Source organism: Leisingera sp. XS_AS12 (genome assembly GCF_041224635.1).
Lineage (GTDB): Bacteria > Pseudomonadota > Alphaproteobacteria > Rhodobacterales > Rhodobacteraceae > Leisingera.
In genome coordinates, this window is the sequence record NZ_JBGFGM010000107.1 from 162805 (window position 1) to 184999 (window position 22195).

21 protein-coding genes and 1 riboswitch are annotated in these 22195 nt (G+C 65.9%); of the genes, 7 read left to right on the forward strand and 14 right to left on the reverse strand.

What is annotated here, in order from left to right; translation table 11 throughout:
• Nucleotides 1-98 precede the first annotated feature (98 nt).
• A complete protein-coding gene (folE2, locus tag AB9K35_RS14810) occupies nucleotides 99-1202 on the reverse strand; it encodes a GTP cyclohydrolase FolE2 (protein WP_369927199.1) in 1104 nt (367 codons plus the stop codon).
• A 128-nt stretch (nucleotides 1203-1330) separates the two neighbouring features.
• Complete coding sequence (metZ, locus tag AB9K35_RS14815; protein WP_369927201.1) at nucleotides 1331-2521, reverse strand: O-succinylhomoserine sulfhydrylase; 1191 nt, start codon at nucleotides 2519-2521, stop codon at nucleotides 1331-1333.
• Nucleotides 2522-2580: 59 nt separating this feature from the next.
• Nucleotides 2581-2659: riboswitch (SAM riboswitch) on the reverse strand.
• Between the two features lie 137 nt (nucleotides 2660-2796).
• Here metZ and AB9K35_RS14820 point away from each other — a divergent pair.
• Together AB9K35_RS14820 and AB9K35_RS14825 are read left to right on the forward strand one after the other, a co-directional pair.
• On the forward strand, nucleotides 2797-3864 hold the full coding sequence (locus AB9K35_RS14820; protein ID WP_369927203.1) for a DUF726 domain-containing protein: 1068 nt from the start codon (nucleotides 2797-2799) through the stop codon (nucleotides 3862-3864).
• Nucleotides 3765-4448: a glutathione S-transferase N-terminal domain-containing protein gene (locus tag AB9K35_RS14825; RefSeq protein ID WP_369927205.1), complete on the forward strand. Its 684-nt coding sequence runs from the start codon at nucleotides 3765-3767 to the stop codon at nucleotides 4446-4448. The genes AB9K35_RS14820 and AB9K35_RS14825 overlap by 100 nt, the downstream gene beginning before the upstream one ends.
• 130 nt (nucleotides 4449-4578) lie before the next feature.
• On the opposite strand, the gene AB9K35_RS14830 is transcribed toward AB9K35_RS14825, so the two are convergent.
• The 3 genes from AB9K35_RS14830 to ftsY form a co-directional block, all read right to left on the reverse strand.
• Nucleotides 4579-5199 (reverse strand): inner membrane-spanning protein YciB, encoded by a 621-nt coding sequence (locus AB9K35_RS14830; protein ID WP_369927207.1) that lies wholly within the window; start codon nucleotides 5197-5199, stop codon nucleotides 4579-4581.
• 37 nt (nucleotides 5200-5236) lie between these two features.
• Nucleotides 5237-6139: an EamA family transporter gene (locus tag AB9K35_RS14835; RefSeq protein ID WP_369927209.1), complete on the reverse strand. Its 903-nt coding sequence runs from the start codon at nucleotides 6137-6139 to the stop codon at nucleotides 5237-5239.
• A gap of 86 nt (nucleotides 6140-6225) precedes the next feature.
• On the reverse strand, nucleotides 6226-7392 hold the full coding sequence (ftsY, locus tag AB9K35_RS14840) for a signal recognition particle-docking protein FtsY (protein WP_369927211.1): 1167 nt from the start codon (nucleotides 7390-7392) through the stop codon (nucleotides 6226-6228).
• Between the two features lie 176 nt (nucleotides 7393-7568).
• On the opposite strand from ftsY, the gene AB9K35_RS14845 reads away from it, so the two are divergent.
• Nucleotides 7569-7976, forward strand: a complete 408-nt coding sequence (locus AB9K35_RS14845) for a hypothetical protein (protein WP_369927213.1) — start codon at nucleotides 7569-7571, stop codon at nucleotides 7974-7976.
• Between the two features lie 57 nt (nucleotides 7977-8033).
• On the opposite strand, the gene xseA is transcribed toward AB9K35_RS14845, so the two are convergent.
• Nucleotides 8034-9539 carry an exodeoxyribonuclease VII large subunit gene (gene xseA / locus AB9K35_RS14850; protein WP_369927215.1) on the reverse strand — a complete coding sequence of 502 codons (1506 nt, stop codon included), beginning with the start codon at nucleotides 9537-9539 and terminating at the stop codon, nucleotides 8034-8036.
• Nucleotides 9540-9673: 134 nt separating this feature from the next.
• On the opposite strand from xseA, the gene purD reads away from it, so the two are divergent.
• Nucleotides 9674-10936, forward strand: a complete 1263-nt coding sequence (gene purD / locus AB9K35_RS14855; RefSeq protein ID WP_369927217.1) for a phosphoribosylamine--glycine ligase — start codon at nucleotides 9674-9676, stop codon at nucleotides 10934-10936.
• Nucleotides 10937-11155: 219 nt separating this feature from the next.
• Here the strand turns inward: purD and AB9K35_RS14860 are convergent, their stop codons facing one another.
• From AB9K35_RS14860 to AB9K35_RS14870, 3 genes are all read right to left on the reverse strand, one after another.
• The gene (locus AB9K35_RS14860) at nucleotides 11156-12880 is read right to left on the reverse strand and encodes a DUF1217 domain-containing protein (protein WP_222454026.1); all 1725 of its coding nucleotides are present in this window, start codon (nucleotides 12878-12880) and stop codon (nucleotides 11156-11158) included.
• A 212-nt stretch (nucleotides 12881-13092) separates the two neighbouring features.
• On the reverse strand, nucleotides 13093-13881 hold the full coding sequence (locus AB9K35_RS14865; protein ID WP_369927219.1) for a VCBS repeat-containing protein: 789 nt from the start codon (nucleotides 13879-13881) through the stop codon (nucleotides 13093-13095).
• The gene (locus tag AB9K35_RS14870) at nucleotides 13881-14204 is read right to left on the reverse strand and encodes a 2Fe-2S iron-sulfur cluster-binding protein (RefSeq protein ID WP_222454028.1); all 324 of its coding nucleotides are present in this window, start codon (nucleotides 14202-14204) and stop codon (nucleotides 13881-13883) included. Before AB9K35_RS14870 ends, AB9K35_RS14865 begins: the two co-directional genes overlap by 1 nt.
• A gap of 203 nt (nucleotides 14205-14407) precedes the next feature.
• Between AB9K35_RS14870 and AB9K35_RS14875 the strand changes: the two genes are divergently transcribed.
• The 3 genes from AB9K35_RS14875 to AB9K35_RS14885 all read left to right on the forward strand — a co-directional run bounded on the left by AB9K35_RS14875 (nucleotide 14408) and on the right by AB9K35_RS14885 (nucleotide 16205).
• A complete protein-coding gene (locus AB9K35_RS14875; protein WP_369927221.1) occupies nucleotides 14408-14836 on the forward strand; it encodes an OB-fold nucleic acid binding domain-containing protein in 429 nt (142 codons plus the stop codon).
• Between the two features lie 48 nt (nucleotides 14837-14884).
• Nucleotides 14885-15415: a peptidoglycan-binding protein gene (locus AB9K35_RS14880; protein WP_369927223.1), complete on the forward strand. Its 531-nt coding sequence runs from the start codon at nucleotides 14885-14887 to the stop codon at nucleotides 15413-15415.
• 121 nt (nucleotides 15416-15536) lie between these two features.
• Nucleotides 15537-16205, forward strand: coding sequence for a Crp/Fnr family transcriptional regulator (locus AB9K35_RS14885; protein ID WP_369927225.1), 669 nt, complete (start codon nucleotides 15537-15539; stop codon nucleotides 16203-16205).
• 333 nt (nucleotides 16206-16538) lie between these two features.
• On the opposite strand, the gene AB9K35_RS14890 is transcribed toward AB9K35_RS14885, so the two are convergent.
• From AB9K35_RS14890 to gor, 5 genes are all read right to left on the reverse strand, one after another.
• On the reverse strand, nucleotides 16539-18041 hold the full coding sequence (locus tag AB9K35_RS14890) for a Do family serine endopeptidase (RefSeq protein WP_369927227.1): 1503 nt from the start codon (nucleotides 18039-18041) through the stop codon (nucleotides 16539-16541).
• 183 nt (nucleotides 18042-18224) lie between these two features.
• A complete protein-coding gene (locus tag AB9K35_RS14895; protein WP_369927228.1) occupies nucleotides 18225-18419 on the reverse strand; it encodes a DUF2065 family protein in 195 nt (64 codons plus the stop codon).
• A complete protein-coding gene (gene hflC / locus AB9K35_RS14900) occupies nucleotides 18419-19348 on the reverse strand; it encodes a protease modulator HflC (protein WP_222454034.1) in 930 nt (309 codons plus the stop codon). Before hflC ends, AB9K35_RS14895 begins: the two co-directional genes overlap by 1 nt.
• The gene (gene hflK, locus AB9K35_RS14905) at nucleotides 19348-20505 is read right to left on the reverse strand and encodes an FtsH protease activity modulator HflK (RefSeq protein WP_222454035.1); all 1158 of its coding nucleotides are present in this window, start codon (nucleotides 20503-20505) and stop codon (nucleotides 19348-19350) included. Before hflK ends, hflC begins: the two co-directional genes overlap by 1 nt.
• Nucleotides 20506-20571: 66 nt before the next feature.
• On the reverse strand, nucleotides 20572-21927 hold the full coding sequence (gor, locus tag AB9K35_RS14910; protein ID WP_369927231.1) for a glutathione-disulfide reductase: 1356 nt from the start codon (nucleotides 21925-21927) through the stop codon (nucleotides 20572-20574).
• Nucleotides 21928-22195 lie beyond the last annotated feature (268 nt).

Genomic DNA, 22195 nt, shown 5'->3' on the forward strand with positions numbered 1-22195 from the left:
TTCTGCACGGCAGCATAAAAAATGCGGCAGCGCAGCATTGGACGTGGCAGTGTCCTGCCTACGCCCTGATAATCACCGCAAGGGCCGACCGCCGACGGTCAGCCCTTGTGGATCAGGCTGGCAAACAACCGCGGGTCCATGCTGGTTGCCTTGAACAGTGCGCCCTGCGTCAGGACGCTGACGGCGTCATGGCTGTGCAAGCTTTCCTGGTGGCTGGCAATGACCCGGAAATCGCCGATCCGCGCATCGCCCTGCAGGGCCTCGCAGAACAGCCGCGCGGCATCCTCGACAAAGATCGGGTTGGCGGCGTTCAACTCTGCAAAGGCCTGCTCGTCCTCGCGCTTGACCATCACCTGCGTCTCGGTGGGCACCGCCTGGCGGCACAGCTCGATGAGATCCTCGAACCACAGGCAGCCCGCGTCCGGCTCGACCTGCACCGAGATCCGCGCAACAGAGCGCTGAGAATGCGGCGTTGCCAGCTGCCCGCGGGCCTGTCGGGCATGCTCAGACAGTTCCAGCGAACAGGGGCACGTCGAGGAATAGACGTAGTCGAGGTGAATGATCTTTTCGCGCACGCCGTCATGGTCCACCAGCTCCAGCGCGAAATCGTAATACTGATACCCGCTGAGCCCCGACCGCAGGCTCTGCACCTTGACCGGGAAGGAAAACCGCATCTGCAACCGCGCATCCGGGCTGTCGAGATCGCTCAGGTAGTCGTCCAACGCCGCTGCCATCACCTCGAAGCTGAAGGTGCGCTCGGCGTGCTTGTAAAAACTGCGCATGATCCGGGACATGTTGATGCCCTTCTTGCTGGCGTCCAGAGACACTGTGCCGGTCACGCTGGTTTCGAGCATCAGATCGCCATTGTCGCGGGTGTGGAACCGGATCGGCAGGCGAAAGTTGGAAATGCCAACGTGCTGGATCTGCTCCTGCGCGCCACGGATCAGGCTGGTTGGCCCGTTCTGCAGATCCGGCAAGGACGCGCGATAGATGTCGTCCGCGTTGAAATCCTCAGGATAGTGCCGCGACAGATCCGGGTAGTTGGCCGTCGCGCGCTCGGGCAGCAGCCGGGCCACCGCCGGATCCAGCTGGGCGATCTCGGTTTCGGTCGCGGTCCCGGCCCAGGCGCGCAGCACGTCCAGCGCGGCGGCGGCGGCCTCACGATCCGGGGTTTGTGCGTTGTCGCGGGTGTGAATGTTCATCGGCGCGTTTCCCTACTCTGGCAGGCGCCCGGCGGCGCCTGCAGACAATGCAATTATACCTTTACGCCGCAAAACTCAAAACGGATCAGTCAAATGCGGCAAAACCTGCGCCTGAACGGACGTTCGGCTCACCCCTGCGCCGCCTCAAGCGCCTGCGTGAGGTCGGCAATCAGGTCGGCTGCATCCTCCAGCCCGACCGACAGGCGCACCAGCCCCGGCGTGATCCCCAGTTCGGCCTTCAGCTCATCGCTGAGCCGCTGGTGGGTGGTGGTCGCGGGATGGGTGGCGATGGATTTCGCATCGCCAAGGTTGTTGGAGATCACCGGGATCGTCATCGCGTTCAGAAAGCGGAAGGCCGCCTCCTTGCCGCCCTTCAGATCCAGCGACAGCACTGTGCCGCCCTTGCCGCCCAGCTGGGTCTGCACCAGCGCGTTTTGCGCATGGCCCGGCAGCCCCGGATAGATCGTGCGCGCCAGGGCCGGATGCCCCTCCAACGCCTCGGCAATCTTCAGCGCGCTGTCGGCCTGGGCGTTCACCCGCAGGGAGATCGTCTCCAGCCCCTTCAGCAGCACCCAGGCGTTGAACGGGCTCAGCGAGCCGCCGGTGTGCTTCATGTAGGGTTCCAGCGTGCCGCGGATGAAGTCCTTGGTGCCCAGCACCACGCCGCCCAGCACCCGGCCCTGGCCGTCGATATGCTTGGTCGCGGAATAGACCACCACATCGGCGCCCTGTTCGATCGCGCGCGAGAACACCGGGGTCGAGAACACGTTGTCGACGATCACCAGTGCGCCCACGGCATGGGCGATCTCGGCCACCGCGGCGATGTCGATCACTTCCAGCGTCGGGTTCGACATCGATTCAAAGAACACCGCCTTGGTGTCGGGCCGCACCGCCGCACGCCACTGCTCCAGATCGGTGCCATCGACGAAGGTCACCTCGACACCATACCGCGCCAGGATATTTTCCAGGATATACAGGCAGGACCCGAACAGCGCCCGGGCCGAGACCACGTGATCCCCCGCCTTCAGTACCGAGGTCAGCGCGCCATTGACCGCCGCCATGCCCGAGGCCGTGGCAAAGGCGTCCTCCGCCCCCTCAAGCGCCGCGATGCGCTTTTCGAACATGTCGACGGTCGGGTTGCCGTAGCGGGCATAGATGAACTCGTCCGGGCCGGTTTCGACAAACCGCGCCTCGGCCTGTTCGGCGTTGTCGTAGACAAAGCCCTGCGTCAGGAAGATCGCCTCGCTCACCTCGTTGTACTGGCTGCGGCGACTACCGCCATGGACCAGCTTGGTGCGGGTGTTCCAGTTGTCGCTCATCTTCTGTCTCCTCGCGCCCGCGGCGCATAAAAAACCCCCGTTCGGCCAAGCGAAAGGGGGTCCTTCACGTCCTGACCTCTTTAGCGGGTATGTTTTACGTGGCCCGCAATCCGGTAACAAATCGCCACGATAGATGGCCCGCATGTACGCGCGCAGGCGCAACCAGTCAAGCTGTAGCAGCTGCGCCGTGCGTCATACGACCGTTACCGGATCGTCACCTGCCGGTCACGCCCCGGGGTTAGGGTTCGGCAAAATTCAGGAGCCGGGAGCCGAAGATGGCCTTGATCCGCATAAATGCCCGCGGGCAGACAGCCGAGCTGCACGGCTCTCCCGCACCGCTCGAGAGCCTGCTGCAGCGCGCCACAGCGGGTGACGGGCCGGTGATCGTGATGATTCACGGCTACAACTATCGCCCCGGCGGCCGCAGCAACTGCCCCCACCGCCACCTGCTCTCGCTCGAGCCTGCGCATCTGCCTTGGCGCGCACCCTCCTGGCCGCGCCAGCTGGGCTTCGGGCTCGGCCATGCCGACGAAGGCCTTGGCATTGCCTTTGGCTGGAACGCCTGCGGTACCCTGCGACAGGCCCAGGCCAGCGCGGCCCGCGCCGGGCAGGCCCTGGCACAGGTCTGCGCCCTGCTGCACCGGCAGGATCCGCGGCGGCCGGTGCATGTGATCGGGCATTCGCTGGGGATCGAGGTCGCCCTGGAAATGCTGCACCATCTGCCGCAGGGCGCCATCGGCCGCATCATCTCGCTGTTCGGGGCCAGCTTTCAAAGCCGCACCGCAACCGCCCTAGACACGCCCGCCGGGCGCTCGGCCGAGTTCATCAACATCACCAGCCGCGAGAACGACCCGTTCGATTTTCTGTTCGAACGGCTGACCCGGCTGCCGACGCGTGGCGACCACGCCATCGGCCATGGTCTCAATGCGGCCAATGCCGTCACGCTGCCGCTGGACGACGCGGACACGCTGAGCCATCTGCGCACGCTGGGCTATGCCATCGCCCAGCCACAACATCGGATCTGCCACTGGTCGTCCTTCACGCGCCCCGGCACGCTGCGGTTTACCGCCACCTGCTGCGCCAACCACAGGAGACGCCCCTGCAACGCCTGCGCCCGGCCTGCCCGCCGCGCTCGGCACGCCGCTGGTCACGGCTGTTTGCGCTGCGCCCCTTCGCCGCCCCCTTGCCCGCCTGGCACCAGCTGTGATCCTCTAGGCGCACGGCAACGAGCAGGAGCGCCCAGATGCAGTCAGCCATTCAACTCTACTACTGGCCCACCCCCAACGGCTGGAAGATCTCCATCGCGCTGGAGGAAATGGGCCTGCCCTATGACACCACGCTGATCGATATCGCCAAGGGCGACCAGTTCGCCCCCGCGTTCCTGGCGCTGTCGCCCAACAACAAGATGCCCGCGATCACCGACCCGGACGGCCCCGGCGGCCGCCCGGTGTCACTGTTCGAAAGCGGCGCGATCCTGATGTATCTCGCCCGCAAGACCGGGCGTTTCTACGGCAGCGACGACCGCACGCGGCTGGCGGTGGAGCAATGGCTGATGTGGCAGATGGGCGGGCTCGGGCCGATGGCGGGCCAGGCGCATCATTTCCTGAAATACGCGCCCGAGCCGCTGCCCTATGCCCAGGACCGCTACCGGGACGAGGTGGCGCGGCTGTACGGCGTGCTGGACCGGCAATTGGCGGACAACGAATATGTCGTCGGGCCGGACATCACCATTGCCGACATGGCAATCTGGCCCTGGGCCTCTTTGTGGGAAGGCCAGCAGCAGACCCTCGACGACAAGCCGAACATGGCCCGCTGGCTGGAGCAGATGTGGTCCCGCCCCGGTGTCATCGCCGGGCGGGCGCTGCATGCCGATCTGCGCGGCGACCGCTCCGACACCAGGGCGCAGCAGGTGCTGTTCGGCAAGTGACCGATTAGGGTCATCGCCCCCCGCCTGCGGCACGCGCTGGCGCAGCCCGCCGCAGGCGGGCTGCCACGCCCAAGGCCTGTGGCCTCATCCCCGATGAGGCCAGGGCGCGGGAGCGCTCCCCTGTTGCGGGTTACTCCGCCGGACCGGTGTTTTCCTCGTCCTCGTCCGGCCCGTATTTCTGAAACAGCGGCCCCTGGAACATGAAGAAGCCGAACATCGCAATCGGCAGACCGAAGGTCTTGAAATAGACCCAGGCCTCTTCGCTCTGGAAGCGCCAGATCAGCTCATTCGCCACCGCCAGCGCAAAGAAGAAGGCGCAGAGGCGGCGGGTCAGGATCATCCAGCCTTCCTGCTCCAGCGGCATCACCTCTTCCATCACCACCTTCAGCCAGCTTTGGCCGCGCAACAGCCCGATGCCCAGAAGGCCGCCGAACAACAGATACAGCATCGTCGGCTTCATCTTGATGAAACGGTCGTCGTTGAACCAAACCGACATGCCGCCGAACAGGACCACCAGCACCAGCGTCGCAAACTGCATCCGCGACAGATGCCCGGTCAGCTTCCACAGCGCCAGCGTTGAGGCCACCATCAGCGGGATGAAAGCGGCGGTGATGACGATGAAGCCATTGTACTCCTCGCCGCCGATCAAAAAGATCTCGTCCTTGAGCTTCAGATAGCCAACGAAGAACAGCACAACCGGACCGAATTCCAGTATCATCTTCAGCGTCGGGTTGATCTTCTTTTCAGCCATCTGGCGTCCTGTCCTGTGTCTGTTGCGGCGGCGGCGCTCAGCCGCCCATTTCCACTATCACGGCGCCCAGCGCGATCAAAGCCATCAGCGCAATCCGGCGCGGCCCGACGGTCTCCTTCAGCACCAGCCAGCCGATCAGGGCGGCAAACACGGTGGAGGTCTCGCGCAGCACGGCCGCCTCGCCCACCTTGTCCAGCCGCGTCGCCAGCATCACCGAGCCAAAGGAGGCAAAGGCCACCAGCCCGCCGAAGAAACCCTTGACCAGAAGCGGCCCCGGCACCGGCGGCGCAGCCATGCCCCGCCAGCGGACCAGCGCGATGACGGGAAACACCAGCCCGTCGATCATGAAGAACCAGGCAAGGAAGGTGAAAGGATCCGCCGTGGCGCGGATGCCATAGGCGTCATAGGTGGTGTAAAGCGCCACGAACAGGCCGGTGATCACCGCCAGCACCAGCGCAATCCCCAACGTGTCGCGCGCCGCGGTCAGGAAGATGAAGTTGTAGACCGCCAGCCCGAAGATCCCCGCCAGAAGCACGCCGACACCCAGCCACTGGGTACCGGTGAAGGTCTCGCCGAACAGCCAGTAGGCACCGATCACCGTGAACAGCGGCCCGGTGCCGCGCACTACGGGGTACACCACCGTGTAGGCGCCCTTGGTATAGGCCAGCGCCTGGAACAGCTTGTACAGCAGATGGATCACAAAGGCGCCGAGGAAGATCACCCACATATGCGGTTCCGGCCAGGGCACCACGAACAACGCAAAAGGCGCGGCCATCAGGCAATAGAAGAAATCGATCGCCCCGCGCGACAGCCAGGGATCGTGCCGCCCCTTCTGCAGCGCGCCGAAGACCGCATGCAGGAAGGCCGCCGACAGCGCCAGGATTAGGGCCATCTGATGCCCGGCCTCGGTGCCCTCAAGGGAAATCAGCCAATCGCTCAAATCAAATACCTTTGTTCACGCCGCATCAGCCGGGTGTTTTCCTTACCGGTTGCCCGGAGGAATTGTCCGGCAAGAAGTGAGCCGGGTCAGGATTTCTCCAACCCGGTCAGTGCGGCGGCAAATTCCTCGGGGTCGAAGGGTGCCAGATCGTCGATCTGCTCGCCCACACCGATGGCGTGGATCGGCAGGCCGAATTTATCCGCCAGCGCCACCAGCACGCCGCCCTTGGCGGTGCCGTCCAGCTTGGTCATTACCAGCCCCGAGACATCTGCCAGCTGGCGGAAGGTGCCAACCTGGCTCAGCGCGTTCTGGCCGGTGGTGGCGTCCAGCACCAAGAGGGTGTTGTGCGGCGCGGTCTCGTCCTTCTTGCGGATCACCCGGACGATCTTGGCCAGCTCCTCCATCAGATCGGCACGGTTCTGCAGACGGCCTGCGGTGTCGATCATCAGAAGGTCAGCGCCCTCTTCCTGCGCCTTGGTCATGGCATCGAATGCAAGGCTCGCTGGGTCGGACCCTTCCGGCGCGGTCAGCACCGGCACACCGGCGCGCTCGCCCCAGACCTGCAATTGTTCCACCGCTGCGGCGCGGAAGGTGTCGCCCGCGGCGATCACCACCTTCTTGCCCGCGCCCTTGAACTGGCTGGCCAGCTTGCCGATGGTCGTGGTCTTGCCCGAGCCGTTGACGCCGACCACCAGCACCACCTGCGGGCGCTTGGCGTAGATCGGCAGCGGTTTGGCGACGGGTTCCATGATGCGGGCGACTTCCTGCGCCAGCAGTTCCTTGATCTCGCGGCTGGACACCCGTTTGCCCATGCGCCCCTCTGCCAGGTTGGCGGTGACGCGCAGCGCCGTGTCCACCCCCATGTCGGCGGCGATCAGCAGCTCCTCCAGCTGCTCCAGCATGTCGTCATCCAGCGCCCGGCGCGGCTCATCCGCCGTGCCGCGCCCCATCAGGCGGCCCAGCAGGCCCGGCGACTTCTTCTCCGGCTCCGGAGCAGGCGCGGGTTTTGCAGCAGGCGCCGGTGCCGGGGCAGGCGCAGGTTTCGTCTCCGGCTCGGGCTGCGGTTCGGGCGCGAGATCCGGCACCGGTGCCGGGGCGGGTTGTTCCGGGCTGACCGCAGGCGATTGCGCCAGCGTTTCGGCCACTTGATCCGCGGCGCTGTCCGCGCCTTCCTCGACGATGGCGTCCAGCCCCTGCTCCAGCTTGGACGAGGATTTGAACAGCCGGTCTTTCAGCTTTGAGAAAAACGCCATCGGTGTCTGCGCTCCGGGATTGCTACGGGGTCTGACATCCACCTAATGCGGATTTCCACCGAGTGCAAAGCGCAAGGCGGGCCGGGACCGCGAAAATGCCGCCGACACGGCCGCCGCGCGCGGCTTTGGCGACATTGCCCTTGGTCCCGCGCCCTGCCCTCTGGCACAGTGGGGCCATGCGTTTTCCTTCGCTGATTCCCCTGCTTGCCGCGCTGGCGCTGCCCGCGCCCCCTGCCCCCGCGGCCGAACCACTGGGCGCCGAGGCTTTTGATCGCTACACCCAGGGGCGCACGCTCTATTACGGCTTTGGCGGCGATCTCTACGGGGTCGAACGCTACCTGCCGGGGCGGCGGGTGATCTGGTCCTTCCTCGACGGCCGCTGCCAGGAAGGCCGCTGGTACGAGGAGGCAGGCCAGATCTGTTTCATCTATGAAAACCGCCCCGACCCGCAATGCTGGCGGTTTGAGCTGGGCCCGCGCGGGCTGACCGCGCAGTTTGAAAACGACCCTGCCGCGACCGAGCTGTACGAGGCCGAGGACATCGGCGAGGACATGCTGTGCCTAGGCCCCGACGTTGGCGTCTGAGGCAGACCCCTGCGCCGTGAGCGATTTTGAACAGAAAGAAGTCGGCCCGGGGCCGTGTCAGAACAGCGAGCCCTGATCGCCGCGGTCGCCACCCGACGGTTTGTCCGACGCGGAGGCCCCGCCCGTTTGCGCCGCGTCCCTGGTCACGTCCAGCGTGCCATCGGCAAACTCGACCTGCAGCGGGCCTGCCGCAGCGGCCGCCGCCGCCCGGGTCGTCACCACGTCGCCCCCTGCGCGCACCACCGCATAGCCGCGCCCAAGCGTTGCCTTGTAGCTGAGGATCTCAAGCTGCCGCCCACTGGCCGCAAGGCTCTGGCGCTGACGGTCGATGCGCGCGGCCTGCGCCGCATCCAGCCGCTGCGCCAGCCGCGCCAGCGCGTCCTTCTGCGCCGCCATCTCGCGCTGGATCGGGCGCAGGCTGAGACGCGAAGACAGGTTCTGCAGCCGGTTGCGCCGCCCCTCGACCAGCTGGCGCAGGGTGGCAGGACGCAAGCTGGCGGCGGTTTCGCTCAGATGCACCCGGCGGCGCTGCACGCCGGAGATCAGCGCGCCGGGCAGCCGGTCGGAAATCCGGTCCAACCGCTGACGCGGGGTTTCCAGCAAGGTGTCGGGCTTGGGCAGTGCACGCGCCAGATCGTTCAGCCGCTGGCGGCGCAGCTGCACCGCCTGCCCCGCTGCCCGCGTCAGCCGCGCGCCCTGGTTTTCCGCCCAGGCCATCAGCTCCAGCCGCACCGGCACCGCCAGCTCGGCCGCCGCCGTCGGCGTCGGCGCCCGTCGGTCCGAGACAAAGTCGATCAGCGTCGTGTCCGTCTCATGCCCCACCGCCGAGATCAGCGGGATCTGGCTGGCAGCCGCGGCGCGGGCGACGATCTCCTCGTTGAAGCCCCACAGATCCTCGATCGAGCCGCCGCCGCGGGCGACGATGATCAGATCGGGCCGCGGCAGCGCGCCGCCCGGCGTCAACCGGTTGAAGCCCTCGATGGCGCGGGCCACTTCTGGTGCGCAGGTCTTCCCCTGCACCGCCACCGGCCAGACCAGCACCTTGCGCGGAAAACGATCGCGCAGGCGGTGCAGAATATCGCGGATCACCGCGCCCGAGGGCGAGGTCACCACGCCGATGATATGCGGCAGGTAAGGCAGCGGTTTCTTGCGCTCCGGCGCAAACAGCCCCTCGGCCTCCAGCTGCTTCTTGCGCTTCTCCAGCAGCGCCATCAGCGCGCCCTGGCCCGCAACCGCGACCTCATCGACGTTCATGTTGTATTTCGACTGTGCGCCAAAGGCCGTCAGCCGACCGGTGACAACCACCTCCAGCCCTTCTTCGGGCACCACCGAGAGGCCGCTGATCTGCCCCTTCCAGGTGGTGCAGGCCAGCACCGAGCGGTCGTCCTTGATGTCGTAGTAAAGATGCCCCGAGCGCGCCTTGAACACGCGGCCCACCTCGCCGCGCACGCGAATGCGGCCGAAGGTGCCTTCCAGCGTGCGCTTCACCTCGCCCGAGATCTCGGAAACGGTGAACTCCGGGGCGTTCTGGCCTGGGATCGGGTCGTCAAACAGGTCGGACATCGGGGGGCTGCTCTCCTGCGGCCTTTGGCCGGTCTTGTTTTGAAGTCGCGCGCAGCATAGAACGCGCGGCAAGCAAGGCAAGCCCCGGGTGGCACCGCGGGGCACAGGGCTCAGGCAGATCGGAGAATGCGCCAATGAACATCCTTATCCTCGGCAGCGGCGGGCGTGAACATGCACTGGCCTGGGCGGTGATGCAGAACCCCAAATGCGACAAGCTGATCGTGGCCCCGGGCAACGCAGGCATCGCGCAGATCGCCCACTGCGCCGCGCTGGACATCGAGAACGGCACCGCGGTGGTAAGCTTTGCCGAGGAAAACGCCATCGATTTCGTCATCATCGGCCCCGAGGCGCCGCTGGCTGCAGGTGTGGCTGACCGGCTGCGCGCCGCGGGCCTTCTGGTGTTCGGCCCGTCCGAGGCCGCAGCAAGGCTGGAAGCCTCCAAAAGCTTCACCAAGGAAGTCTGCGATGCGGCCGGTGCCCCCACCGCCGCCTATGGCCATTTCACCGACGCCGAAGCCGCCAAGGCGCATGTGCGCCAGCATGGCGCGCCCACCGTGGTCAAGGCCGACGGTCTGGCAGCCGGCAAGGGCGTGATCATCGCGATGACCGAAGAGGAAGCCATCGCCGCCATCGACGACATGTTCGGCGGTGCCTTTGGCGGCGCCGGTGCCGAGGTGGTGATCGAGGAATTCATGGAAGGCGAGGAAGCGTCCCTGTTCGTGCTGGTCGACGGGGAGGACGTGCTGGCCATCGGCTCGGCCCAGGACCACAAACGCGTCGGCGAAGGCGACACCGGCCCCAACACCGGCGGCATGGGCGCCTATTCCCCCGCGCCGGTGCTGAGCGCCGAGATCGAGGCGAAAGCGATGGAAGAGATCGTGAAGCCGACCATGCGGGTGATGGCCGAGCGCGGCATGCCTTATCAGGGTGTGCTCTATGCCGGTCTGATGATCAAGGACGGCCAGCCGCGGCTGGTGGAATACAACGTCCGCTTTGGCGACCCGGAATGCCAGGTGCTGATGATGCGGCTGGGCGCGCAGGCGCTGGACCTGATGCACGCCGCCGCCGAAGGCCGCCTGGGGGACGCGCAGGTGAACTGGGCCGACGATCACGCGATCACCGTGGTTCTGGCCGCCCAGGGCTATCCGGGCGGTTACGAGAAAGGCACCGAGATCAAGGGGCTGGACGCCCTGCCCGAGGACAGCAGCAACATGGTGTTCCACGCGGGCACCAAATCCGAGGACGGCAAGATCCTGGCCGTCGGCGGCCGCGTTCTGAACGTCACCGCCCGCGGTGACACCCTGCAAGAGGCCCGCGACCGCGCCTATGCCATGATCGACGAAATCGACTGGCCGCAGGGGTTCCACCGTCGCGACATCGGCTGGCGCGCCCTGTAACCGCGCGCACAACGCGCCCTCCCGCTCCCCTGTAGCTGCCTCGGCACGGGGCCACAGACACAGGCGCGGGAGGCACGCAAACCACGGCACATCCCCGTCATGGCGACCGGGAACCGGTCAGGCCAAGGGCCTGGCCGTGCCGCCCGTCAAGCGCGGGCGCGCCCCGGTCACTTTGGTTTCCATGGGTGGTGCCGTTGATCGGCATCCTGCCCGGCCGGATCAGAACAGGTTCAGTTCACTCATCATCAGGAAGCGGCGACGGAACTGGTCCATCAGGTCCGGCTCCAGATAATCCGCCGGATGGCTGGTGCCAAAGGCCGAATAGGAGCGCTCCTTCAGTTCGCTCAGCTGCCGTTCGATATCCAGCTGGGCAAAGCTGGAGGGCAACGCCAGCGCCGTCTCGAAGACCGTGCGCAGCGGCGGCGATCCCATGATGTTGTACCAATGGGCGTCTTCGCTGCCGCCGGCATCCACGACGCCCTGCATCTCACGCTCGAACGCCAGCGCCAGCCGCATGTTGGAATCCGATTCGCCGATCTGAATCTCGAACTGCCGATCCTGGTATAGCTCCACCAGTTCCGCCGCAAAGCCCTCGGGATAGGTCAGCCCGGTCTCACCCTTGTTGAAGGCAAAAGCCTCGGCCATCGCCCGCAGCCCCTTGTCGTAATGCAGGTTGACGAAGGAAATCTCGTCCGACAGGTCGGAATCCAATGCCTTGATCACCGTATTGAAATCGTCTTCGCGGCGGCTTTGCCCGAACAGGTCCAGCGTCGCGGCAAAAAGATCGAGGTCAAACACCACGTCGCGGGCCTGGCTCAGGTCCGCCGCCTTGTCGCCGATCTCCTGCACGAAGATGTCCATCTTGTTCACGTATTCCGGCCAGCCGTTCTGGAAGGCATCAGCGAAATCGCGATAGGCCACGTTGTCGGGCTGGTTGACGAAGGAATTCGGGTCGTCCAGATCGGACTCCAGCACCTGCCGCAGGTAGTCCTCTCCGCGATCACTCAGGTAGAACAGGTCCAGCGAGTGGGCCAGCAGGTCCGGGTTGTGCAGCAGCTGGTCCGGGCTGGTGAAGGTGTTGATGTCCGGCCAGCCAAAGCCGAAGGCCGCCGAGGCCGTGCGATAGCGCGTGTCCTCCAGCTGGTTCACGAAGGAATTCGGATCGGTGGTGTCCGAATTGAACACCCGCAACAGGAAATCCGGGTGCGTCCGCTCCAGATCGAAGGTCTCGACCACCGCCGCCAGCAGTTTTTCATCCGCCAGCAGGTCCTCGGCACTGGCCAGCCCGTCGGGGTGCTTGCCATATTCCGCCAGCAGCGACTGGATGCTGTTGTCATATTCCGGCGGCGCGGCAAAATTGAACTGGGCGGCGAAATCCGCGAACTTCGGATTGCTCAGCTTGTTCGCAAAGGAGTCGGGATCACTCAGGTCCGATTCCAGCACCTTCTGCAGGAAAAACTGGTTGTTCTCCATCCCCTCCAGCCCGACGTTCGCCAGCGCCTTGCGCAGCAATGTGCCGTTGGACAGCAGGTCATCCGGCGTGTTGATCCCCACGAACTCGGCCCCGGCGCGCGCGCTTGGCAATTGCGGCCCGTCCGCGCTGCCAAAGCCGAAGGTGGTCGCCAGCGCCTGATACCGGGTGTCATTCAACCGGTTCACAAAGGACTTCGGATCGTTGACGTCGGATTCCAGCACCTGCTTGAGATAGGCACGGTTGCCGATGTCCTCGTCGAGGCCAAATGCCCCGAGGGTCACCTTCAACAGGTTGTAGTCATCCAGCAGCTGATCGGCGTTCTCGATCGTAGTGATCCGCTGGGTGAAATCCTCCACCTCGCGGGTCATCACAGGGGACTTTTCGAAAACGTCCTGCTGTTGCTCTCGGGTCCGCTGCAGGAAGGTCCATCCGCTGATCCCCGTGCCCAGCACATAGGGTGTAAAGCTCACGCGCAATCTCCTGTGATTCCGGTCCCTGCCCAAAAGGCCGCCGGGGTCTGATCCGCTATCACGCTACGCGAAGGTGGTGAAGAAATCGCAAACGGCCGCCCACGCTCGGGCGGCCGCAAAGGTCACGGCGGGCTCCCGCCGCGCCGCCCCATCCGCGGATGGGCGCTGCCCGTTGGGCCCGGCGCCGCGCCACGGCGCGGCGCGGCAGCGCGTCATTGGCAGCGCAGCGCCTGCCGCAGGCCGATGTCCGGCTGCAGCGGCCCCAAGTCGCGGCGCCTGAGTTCGCCATCCTGCAGGCGCAAAGCCTTGATCCGCCGCCAGTCACCGTCAGGCACCACCAGCTCCGGCCCCAGGCCGCAGTCGCGGAGGCCCGAGGTGATCCCGGCATCGCCAATGCGGTGATTGCTGTATCCGGCGCGGCTGGCCACCTCGGTCAGCGCACCGTTCCGGAACCGCCAGACGCGCAGGATCCTTGCCAGGTGCGGACGGTCGACATAGGCGATCTCCACCTGGCCGTCGCCATCCAGATCCGCCGCGCCAATCACTGCCAGCCAGCGATGCGGCCGACCGATCGGCGGGGTCTCGGCGACCATCGCCATCCTGCTGCCCCCGGGAGGGTCCGGCGTGGACACCTCATCCCAGATACGCAGGGCAGCGCCTTGATCGAAATAGGAAATGACCGTGATGACCTCGGCCGTGCCATCGCCGTCCAGGTCCACCAGCCGCGGGGCGGTGTCCTCATAGACGGCGCGCTCCGGCGTTGATCGGATCCGCCGCCCGTCGCGCAGCCGGATCTCCAGCCCGGCGTATTCACCGCCAGGCAGCACCCCGTGACCGTAGGCGCGCGTGGGCTCCACGTAGCGCGCCGAGACAATCTCTGCCGCGACCTCCGCCGCAAGCGACAGCCCGGCCAGCCACAGGCACAACAGCCCCCGCGCGCGGCGGGTGAAGCGGGGCCGCAGGCACGACGCCAGACGCCGCGCCGCCGCCCCCGCGGGCATCAGATCTGCTTTTCGGGCATATGCACGACCAGCCCGTCCAGATCGTCCGTCACCTTGATCTGGCAGGTCAACCGCGAGCGCGCCGGGTCCGGCTCAAAGGCGAAATCCAGCATGTCCTCTTCCATGTCGTCCTTGGCGGGCAGCTTTTCCACCCAGTCCGGCGCGATATAGACATGGCAGGTCGAGCAGGCGCAGGCGCCGCCGCAATCGGCTTCGATGCCGGGGATGTTGTTGTCGCGCGCGCCTTCCATCACGGTCAGCCCGTTGGCCACATCCACCACATGTTCGGTGCCGTTGTGCTCGATGTAAGTGATCTTTGCCATTTCCAGCTCTCTTCCCTTTTCCGGTACTTGCAGGACTGTGTAGCCAAGCCCCCGCAGCGGTGCCAGCCCCAATTGCGCCACCAGCCGTCGCTGCTGGACCTGCAGCGCCAGATGTTCTACAAATGTTCCAAATCTTCCCGCCACAGGCCACCGCCATGCCCGCCCCCACGTCTCCCCCTGCGTCGCCCCCCATGTCCACACCCATGTCCGCCCCCGCGTCCGCACAGCCCCCCGCGCGGCCCTCTGCTGCAGGGGGCCCGTGGCCGCGCCCGCCCTCAGCCCTGCCCGCCGCCCGGCTGGGCGAGCCGCCCGAGGGCGCCCGCGTCACGGCGGCGGGCCTGGTGATCCTGCGCCAGCGTCCCGGCACCGCCAAGGGGGTGATCTTCGTCACGCTTGAGGACGAAACCGGCGTCGTCAACGTGATCGTCTGGCGCAAGATCTACGAGGCGTTCCGCCGGGCGGTGATCTCGGGGCGGCTCCTGCGCGTCACCGGACGGCTGCAGCGGGCCCATTCCGTCACCCATGTGATCGCCGAAGTGGTCGAGGACATCTCGCCGATGCTGGATCTTTTGCTGGCGGAACAGGGCCGCCAGGACGATCCTGCCTTTGCGCCCCCCACGGATGTGGGCTAATCTGCCGCCAAATCAACAGCGCCCCGCGCGGGCCGAGGCATTCAGGGCATGACCGCATCCGTATTCACCAGCACCCGTCGAGGCCGGGCCACGGCGCTGCTGGCGGCGTTGGCCCTGCTGGCCGCCTGCGTGCAGCCCCCGCGGGGCGATGACGTCGCACGCGGCGGTCGCTACGCACCGCCCGGCGCGCCCGCGGACAGCTGCTGGAGCCGTTATACCACCCCCGCCGTCATCGAGACCGTCACCCGGCAGGTGCAAATCGCACCCGCGCAGCTGGACAGCAACGGCAAGGTCCTGCGTCCCGCCAGCTTTCGCACCGAGTCCAGCCAGCAGATCGTCAGCCCGCGCCGCGAGCACTGGATCGAGATCCCCTGCCCCGAGAGAATGACCCCCACATTCATTCGCACCCTCCAGCGCGCCCTGGGGGCACGCGGCCTCTACCGCGGCCCGATCCATGGCCGCATGGACCACGCCACCCGGCTTGCCGTGCAGCGCTACCAGGCCCCGCTGGGCGTGGACAGCGGCACCCTGACGCTGGCATCCGCGCGCAAGCTGGGCCTGGTGGCTGTGGCGGGTTGACCGCAGTCAAGACAGCGCGAAACATGTGCGGTTTTCCGCCGAGGCCTGCTCTGCTATGGTTAGCGCAAACCGCACGCCCCGCCCCCAAGGTGTGCCCGCCCCAGAGGGATGGAACCGACACATGCTGAAGACCCGCCTGCCCGACACCGGCTTTCTGTCCGGCGCGTCCGGCCCGCTCAGGCGCATGCTGGAAAGCCAGGCCAGCGAAATCCGCCTGTCGCAGGGCGAGGTGCTGTTCGAACAGGGGGACCCGGGGGATGCGCTCTATGCGATTGTTGAGGGGGCGCTGGAATTCTCGGTGCTGTCCGCCTCCGGGCGCAAGCTGTCGCTGGACATGATGCGCCCCGGCGCAGTGTTCGGGGAGATCACCCTGTTCGACCCGGGCGAGCGCACCGCAACCGCCATTGCCACCGAAGCCAGCCTCGTGCTACGCTTGCGCAGCGGTGATGTGCTGGAACAGATCCGCCGACACCCCGACCTCGCCGCGGATCTGCTGCGACTGGCCGGTCAGCGCATGCGGTGGATGAACAACCAGCTCAATGAACAAGTGTTCCTGCCGATGCCGGTGCGCCTTGCACGCAAGCTGGCGTATCTCGCGCCCGAGGGCAGCGACGGGCGGATTTCGCTGTCACAGGCAGAGCTGGCGGAATTCGTCGGCGCCACCCGCGAAGCCGTATCCAAGACCCTGGCGACCTGGAAACGCAACGGGCTGATCAGCGTCAGCCGCGGCGGTGTCCAGATACTGGACCGCAACGCCCTGGCCGTTCTGGCGGAACCGGAATCGATCTGACCACCGCGCGCCTCCGATTTTTTTTGTAAATTCCCAACAATTTCACCTGTTCTGTAATCCCGGTTACAGAAGCCCCCGGCCCGCGCGGCCATAACAGCAGACATCGGCAGCCATTATCCGTTCCATCCCAATGGCTGCCGCCCCCAAAAGAGCCATGTGCCCGCCAGCACATGGCTCTTTCTCATTCTCGCTTCGCTCTCAAGGTGCTTTGCCCGACGACCGCCAAGGGTCGCCAACGCGCCCGCAGGCTTGGGCTGCACGGACCGCAAAACGAAAAGGCCGGGCACTCCGCCCGGCCATCTCGTGATTGTCAGTCAGGGCAAAAGGCCGCGATCACTCTTCCAGGTTCAACGCCACGAAGCGCGGCTCACCGGCCCGGCGCACCAGCAGCAACAGCGACTTGCGACCGGCTTCACGCGCCTCGGCGACACGGTCTTCCAGCTCGGAAATGGCGGTCACCTTCTGCTGCCCCGCTTCGGTGATCACGTCACCGGCGCGCAGCCCTTTCTCCCAGGCTTCCGAGGCTTCGTCCACCGACAGGATCGCCAGCCCCTGCACGTCGTCGCCCACGTTCAGCTCGGCGCGCATCTGGTCATTGAGGACACCCACGGTGAGGCCCAGAAGCTCGGTTTCCGACACATCCGGCATCGTATCGCGGCTCGGACGCGAGCTGCCCCGTTCAGCGTCTTCACGACGACCCAGGGTCACCCGCAGAGTCTCGGTCTTGCCTTCCCGGTAGACTACCACCCGCACGGTCTTACCGACCTCGGCATTGCCCACCTGGCGCACCAGGGCGCGGGTATCCTGCACATCCACACCGTCAAAGCTGACGATGACATCCCCGGCCAGAACACCGGCCTCCTTGGCCGGACCTTCCGGCACATCGGTGACCAACGCGCCGCGCGCCTTCTCAAGCCCGATCGCCTCAGCCAGGTCGCCGTCCACGTCCTGGATCTTCACACCCAGCCAGCCGCGACGGGTCTCGCCGTATTCCTTCAGCTGTTCGACCACCTTGACGACCACGTTGGACGCCATCGAGAAGCCGATGCCGATCGAGCCGCCGTTGGGCGACAGAATCGCGGTGTTCACCCCGACGACGTCACCGTCCATGTTGAACAGCGGCCCGCCGGAGTTGCCCCGGTTGATCGCCGCGTCGGTCTGGATGTAGTCGTCGTAGGAGCCCGAGAGCTCACGGTTGCGGGCGGACACGATGCCCGCAGACAGCGAGAAGCCCTGCCCCAGCGGGTTGCCCATCGCAACGACCCAGTCGCCCACGCGGGCCGTGTCGCTGTCGCCGAACTTGACGAATTTCAGCGGGCCGGGTGCCTCGACCTTCAGCAGCGCGATGTCGGTATTGGGATCGGTGCCGATCACCTTGGCCGGCAGCAGCCCCTGCGGCTGGCCCTTGCCGGGGAAGAACTCGATCTCGATCTCGTCGGCCCCTTCGATCACGTGGTTGTTGGTGACGATATAGCCGTCCTCGGAAATCACGAATCCCGATCCCAGCGCAGAGGAGCGCCGCGGCCGTCCGCCGTTTCCGTTACGGTCCTGAAATTCTCGGAAAAAATCCTCGAACGGAGAGCCCTCGGGGACAATCCCCTGCGGTCCGGTGCGGCCCTCCACGACGGTGGTGGTGGTGATGTTGACAACGGCCGGGCTGACCCTGTCGGCCAGCGGCGCCAGGCTCTCGGGACGGGCCAGCGCGGTCACCGCCTGCATCAGCAGAACCGCCATGCTGAGAACCGCAAGCGCAGCCAGGCGCAGTACCGCACCCCCGCCGCTTGCCTTGCCGGAAATTGCAATTGCCTGTGGCTGCACGGAATTTCTCCTTGTCATTTCTCGTTCTTCTGTCCCGCCCGCACCCGGGCCTTTCAGCCCCGGTCCCGCAGGAGTCGCGTGCGACCAATGTAAGAACTTACGCCCGACCCGCAACAAATGTTGCAGCCGATCAAGCTCCTGTGAGCAGATTTCCTGCCGCCACCCCGTCAGGACACCCGGCAGGACGCCGGGCGCAGCTGCTCAGACGCCGAGGCGAAAGGCCAGCCAGACCAGCACAAGTCCCAGCGCCAGCGCCGCCAGCCCGGCGTTGCGGCGCTGCTCCTCGCTCAAGCTGCGCAGCATCTCCAGCAGGCGCTCCACAAGCGAAGGGGCCAGTGCGTACACCAGCCCCTCTGCAATCAACACCAGCCCGAGGGCCAGAAGGATGAAGGCCATTACTCGCCTTCCGTCTGACCGTCCGACAGCCGGTTCGACGGCGCGTTGGACCGGCCAGCCGCCTTGCCATCCGAGGACTTCAGGTAGTTGAAGAACTCGTTGTTCGGCGACAGCACCAGCGACGAATTGCCCTCCTGCAGCGAGGCCGCATAGGCATTCAGCGAGCGATAGAACTCGAAGAATTCCGCGTCCCGACCATAGGCTTCCGCAAAGATCGCGTTGCGCTCGGCGTCGGCTTCACCGCGGATGATCTCGGCTTCGCGCTGCGCTTCGGAGACCAGCTCGACCACGGTCCGGTCGGCCTGGGCACGCACCCGCTGCGCCGCCTCTTCACCGCGGGCGATCTCGTCCGCCGCTTCCCGCTCACGCTCGGCGCGCATCCGGGCAAAGGTGGCTTCGAGGTTGGCCTGCGGCAGGTCGGTGCGCTTCAGCCGCACGTCGATCACTTCGAGGCCCAGCGCGCGGGCTTCGGCGATCGCGCCATTGCGGATGCGCAGCATCAGCGTCGCCCGGTCCGAGGACAGGATGTCATCGGAGCTGACGGTACCGAGGATGGCGCGGGTCTGCGACCGCAGGATCGAATCCAGACGGGTTTCCGCCGTGGCGATCCCGCCGGCACCCACCGCCTTACGGAACTGCTCCACGTCCGCGATGCGGTAGCGGGCAAAGGCGTCGACCACCAGGCGGCGGTCATCTTCAGGGGTGATTTCCAGCGGCCCGACTTCGCGGCTCAGGATGCGGTCGTCATAGGTGACGACGTTCTGGATCAGCGGGATCTTGAAAGCCAGACCCGGCTCTTCCTTGACCGACTTGATCTGGCCGAACTGCAGCACCAGCGCCTTTTCGCGCTCATCGACGATGAAAATCGACGACAGGCCGGCAATCACCGCAACCACGAGGATCGGCAGAATGAGAGTGGTGTTCCGCATCAGTTGCCCTCCTGAGACTTGCGCAGCTCATTCAGCGGCAGATAGGGGACGACCCCCTGGCCCTGACCGCTGCCGGTTTCATCGAGAATGATCTTGTCGACCCGGCCCAGAACCTTTTCCATGGTTTCCAGGTACAGGCGCTTGCGGGTCACTTCCGGCGCTTTCAGGTATTCTTCCAGAACCGCGGTAAAGCGGCTGGCCTCACCCTGGGCCTGGTTCACGACCTGTGCCCGGTAGGCTTCGGCTTCTTCGAGGGTCTGCGCAGCTTCACCACGCGCGCCCGCCAGCTTGCGGTTTGCATAGGCATCCGCCTGCTTCTCCAGACGGTCCCGCTCCTGGCCCGCCGACTGAACTTCGCGGAAGGCGTCTTTCACCGGCTCCGGCGGATCGGCCTGGTCGAAGTTCACACGAATGATGTTCACGCCGCTGTCATAGCTGTCGAGGGTGGTCTGGATCAGCTCGCCCAGACGCTCGGCAATGATGCCTCGGTCGCGGTTCAGGATCGGCGCCAGTTCGGACTGCGCCACGATTTCCCGCATCGCCGATTCCGACACCGCCTGGATGGTCTGCTTGGGGTCACGCAGGTTGAACAGGTATTTCGCCGGATCGTTGATGTTCCAGACAACCTGGAAATCCACGTCGATGATGTTTTCATCCCCGGTCAGCATCAGCCCCGCGTCACCGCCGCGAGACCCCGCCCCGATGTGTTCGGTCTGTTCCACCTGCACCGGGATCACCTCGTAGGTGACCAGCGGCCAGGGCGCGATGTTCAGGCCCGGCTCACCGGTGGCCGAGTATTTGCCGAGGAACAGTTCAACCGACTGTTCTTCCGGCTTGACGGTGTAGAAACTGGCAAATCCCCACAGCACCACGGCTGCGGCTGCTGCCAGCCCCAGGGTGCCCTTGGTGAACAGGGGCGCACCGCCGCCTGCGCCGCCGCCGCGACCACCGCGACCGCCACCGGCACCACCGCGACCGCCCATCAGGACGCGCAGCTGCTCCTGGCCTTTCTTGACCAGTTCGTCGATCTCGGGAATCTGGGGGTCATCCGGCTTGCGGCCACCGCCGCCGTTGTTCCCGCCGTTGTTGCCCCGGTTGCCTCCTCCGCCACCAGAGGAGCCACCGCCCCCCCATGGGCCACCGCTATTGCCAGCCATCTGTCTCCTATCCGTTTACTGCCGCCCGCGGGCGGCATGGGTGTTCATCTGCTTGCCGAGGCGCCCTCAGGTGGTGCGCACCGGCGTTTTCAAGGTTACCAACTCTTCCGACATTGTCGGGTGCACCGCAACAGTGCGGTCGAAATCTTCCTTGGTCGCGCCCATCTTTACCGCGATTCCGGCCAGCTGGATCATCTCGCCGGCAGCAGGTGCGACGATATGGCAGCCCAGCACCTTGCGGGTTGCCTTGCTGACCACCAGCTTCATCAGCACCTTCTGGGCACGGCCCGCAAAGCTCTGCTGCATCGGCTTGAAGGAGGTCGAATAGACCTCGATCGGCTCCTGCTTGGCCGCGTCCTCTTCGCTGAGGCCGATGGTGCCCATTTCCGGCTGGGTGAAGATCGCGGTCGGGATCAGCTCGTGGTCGGGGCTGGTCGGGTTGCCCTTGAACACGGTCTCGACAAAGGCCATGCCTTCGCGGATCGCAACCGGCGTCAGCGCCACCCGGTCGGTCACATCGCCCACCGCATAGACCGAAGGCACCGTGGTCTGGCTGTACTGGTCGACGACGATCTCGCCGCCCTTGCCGCGTTCCACGCCCAGCGCTTCAAGGCCGAGGTTGTCGGCATTGGGCGCACGGCCGGTGGCATACATCACCTGGTCGAACAGATGCTCTTCGCCATTGGTGTCGGTGACGCGGATCTTGTCGCCGTCACGGCGCATCTCGGTGACATTGACGTTCACCCGCAGATCGACGCCCGCCTCGCGCATGCCGTCGGCGATCACGCCGCGGGCCTCTTCGTCAAAGCCGCGCAGGATCTGCTCGCCGCGGTAGAACTGGGTGGTCTTGACGCCCAGCCCGTTCAGGATACCGGCAAATTCGCTGGCGATATAGCCGCCGCCGACGATCAGGATGCTTTCCGGCAGCTTCTCAAGGTTGAAGATCTCGTTCGAGGTGATCGCCAGTTCAGAGCCCGGGAACTCCGGCACCGTGGGCCAGCCACCGGTGGCGATCAGGATGTGCTTGGCGGTCTTGCGGGTGCCGTCGGCCAGCTCCACCGTATGGGCGTCGGCCAGCCTCGCGCGGCTGTCAAAGCTCTCGACGCCGCTGTTTTTCAGCAGGTTGCGATAGATGCCTTCCAGCCGGTCCAGCTCCGCGTGCAGCTTGCCCTTGAAGGCGTCCCAGTCAAAAGCGCCCGGCTTGATGTCCCAGCCGTAGGCCTGCGCGTCCTCGACCATGCCGGAATATTCCGAAGCAAAGACCATCAGCTTCTTCGGCACGCAGCCGCGGATCACGCAGGTGCCGCCATAGCGGTCTTCCTCGGCCAGCGCCACCTTGACGCCTTCCTGCGCTGCGACGCGGGCCGCGCGCACCCCGCCGGAACCGCCACCGATGACAAACAGATCGTAATCAAAGCTCATGAAGTTCTGCCCTTTGCAAGTCCTGTGCAGGTGTATCCCATAACGGACCACCAAACGCCATATGCCCAAGTGGGCGTTATTGCGCCGCATTCAACCTTTTGGCGCGGATTTGCACGGGGTTGTGAGGCGAAAGCCCTCGCCGCGCCGAGGACCGCGGCCGCCCGAGTGCGAAACCGAAGTCCGCGCCCAGTCCCTGCCCTCGGGCGCGGACAGTCGCGGACAGGCACGGCCCGGCCTGCCGACCGGGCGACGCCGTCCCAACAAGGCA

Bases quoted from the DNA above. Each gene is read 5' to 3' on its own strand.
- folE2 (WP_369927199.1), bottom strand. From the start codon at position 1,202: ATGAACATTCACACCCGCGACAACGCACAAACCCCGGATCGTGAGGCC.
- metZ (WP_369927201.1), bottom strand. From the start codon at position 2,521: ATGAGCGACAACTGGAACACCCGCACCAAGCTGGTCCATGGCGGTAGT.
- AB9K35_RS14820 (WP_369927203.1), top strand. From the start codon at position 2,797: ATGGCCTTGATCCGCATAAATGCCCGCGGGCAGACAGCCGAGCTGCAC.
- AB9K35_RS14825 (WP_369927205.1), top strand. From the start codon at position 3,765: ATGCAGTCAGCCATTCAACTCTACTACTGGCCCACCCCCAACGGCTGG.
- AB9K35_RS14830 (WP_369927207.1), bottom strand. From the start codon at position 5,199: ATGGCTGAAAAGAAGATCAACCCGACGCTGAAGATGATACTGGAATTC.
- ftsY (WP_369927211.1), bottom strand. From the start codon at position 7,392: ATGGCGTTTTTCTCAAAGCTGAAAGACCGGCTGTTCAAATCCTCGTCC.
- AB9K35_RS14845 (WP_369927213.1), top strand. From the start codon at position 7,569: ATGCGTTTTCCTTCGCTGATTCCCCTGCTTGCCGCGCTGGCGCTGCCC.
- xseA (WP_369927215.1), bottom strand. From the start codon at position 9,539: ATGTCCGACCTGTTTGACGACCCGATCCCAGGCCAGAACGCCCCGGAG.
- purD (WP_369927217.1), top strand. From the start codon at position 9,674: ATGAACATCCTTATCCTCGGCAGCGGCGGGCGTGAACATGCACTGGCC.
- AB9K35_RS14865 (WP_369927219.1), bottom strand. From the start codon at position 13,881: ATGCCCGCGGGGGCGGCGGCGCGGCGTCTGGCGTCGTGCCTGCGGCCC.
- AB9K35_RS14870 (WP_222454028.1), bottom strand. From the start codon at position 14,204: ATGGCAAAGATCACTTACATCGAGCACAACGGCACCGAACATGTGGTG.
- AB9K35_RS14875 (WP_369927221.1), top strand. From the start codon at position 14,408: ATGTCCGCCCCCGCGTCCGCACAGCCCCCCGCGCGGCCCTCTGCTGCA.
- AB9K35_RS14880 (WP_369927223.1), top strand. From the start codon at position 14,885: ATGACCGCATCCGTATTCACCAGCACCCGTCGAGGCCGGGCCACGGCG.
- AB9K35_RS14885 (WP_369927225.1), top strand. From the start codon at position 15,537: ATGCTGAAGACCCGCCTGCCCGACACCGGCTTTCTGTCCGGCGCGTCC.
- AB9K35_RS14890 (WP_369927227.1), bottom strand. From the start codon at position 18,041: ATGACAAGGAGAAATTCCGTGCAGCCACAGGCAATTGCAATTTCCGGC.
- AB9K35_RS14895 (WP_369927228.1), bottom strand. From the start codon at position 18,419: ATGGCCTTCATCCTTCTGGCCCTCGGGCTGGTGTTGATTGCAGAGGGG.
- hflC (WP_222454034.1), bottom strand. From the start codon at position 19,348: ATGCGGAACACCACTCTCATTCTGCCGATCCTCGTGGTTGCGGTGATT.
- hflK (WP_222454035.1), bottom strand. From the start codon at position 20,505: ATGGCTGGCAATAGCGGTGGCCCATGGGGGGGCGGTGGCTCCTCTGGT.
- gor (WP_369927231.1), bottom strand. From the start codon at position 21,927: ATGAGCTTTGATTACGATCTGTTTGTCATCGGTGGCGGTTCCGGCGGG.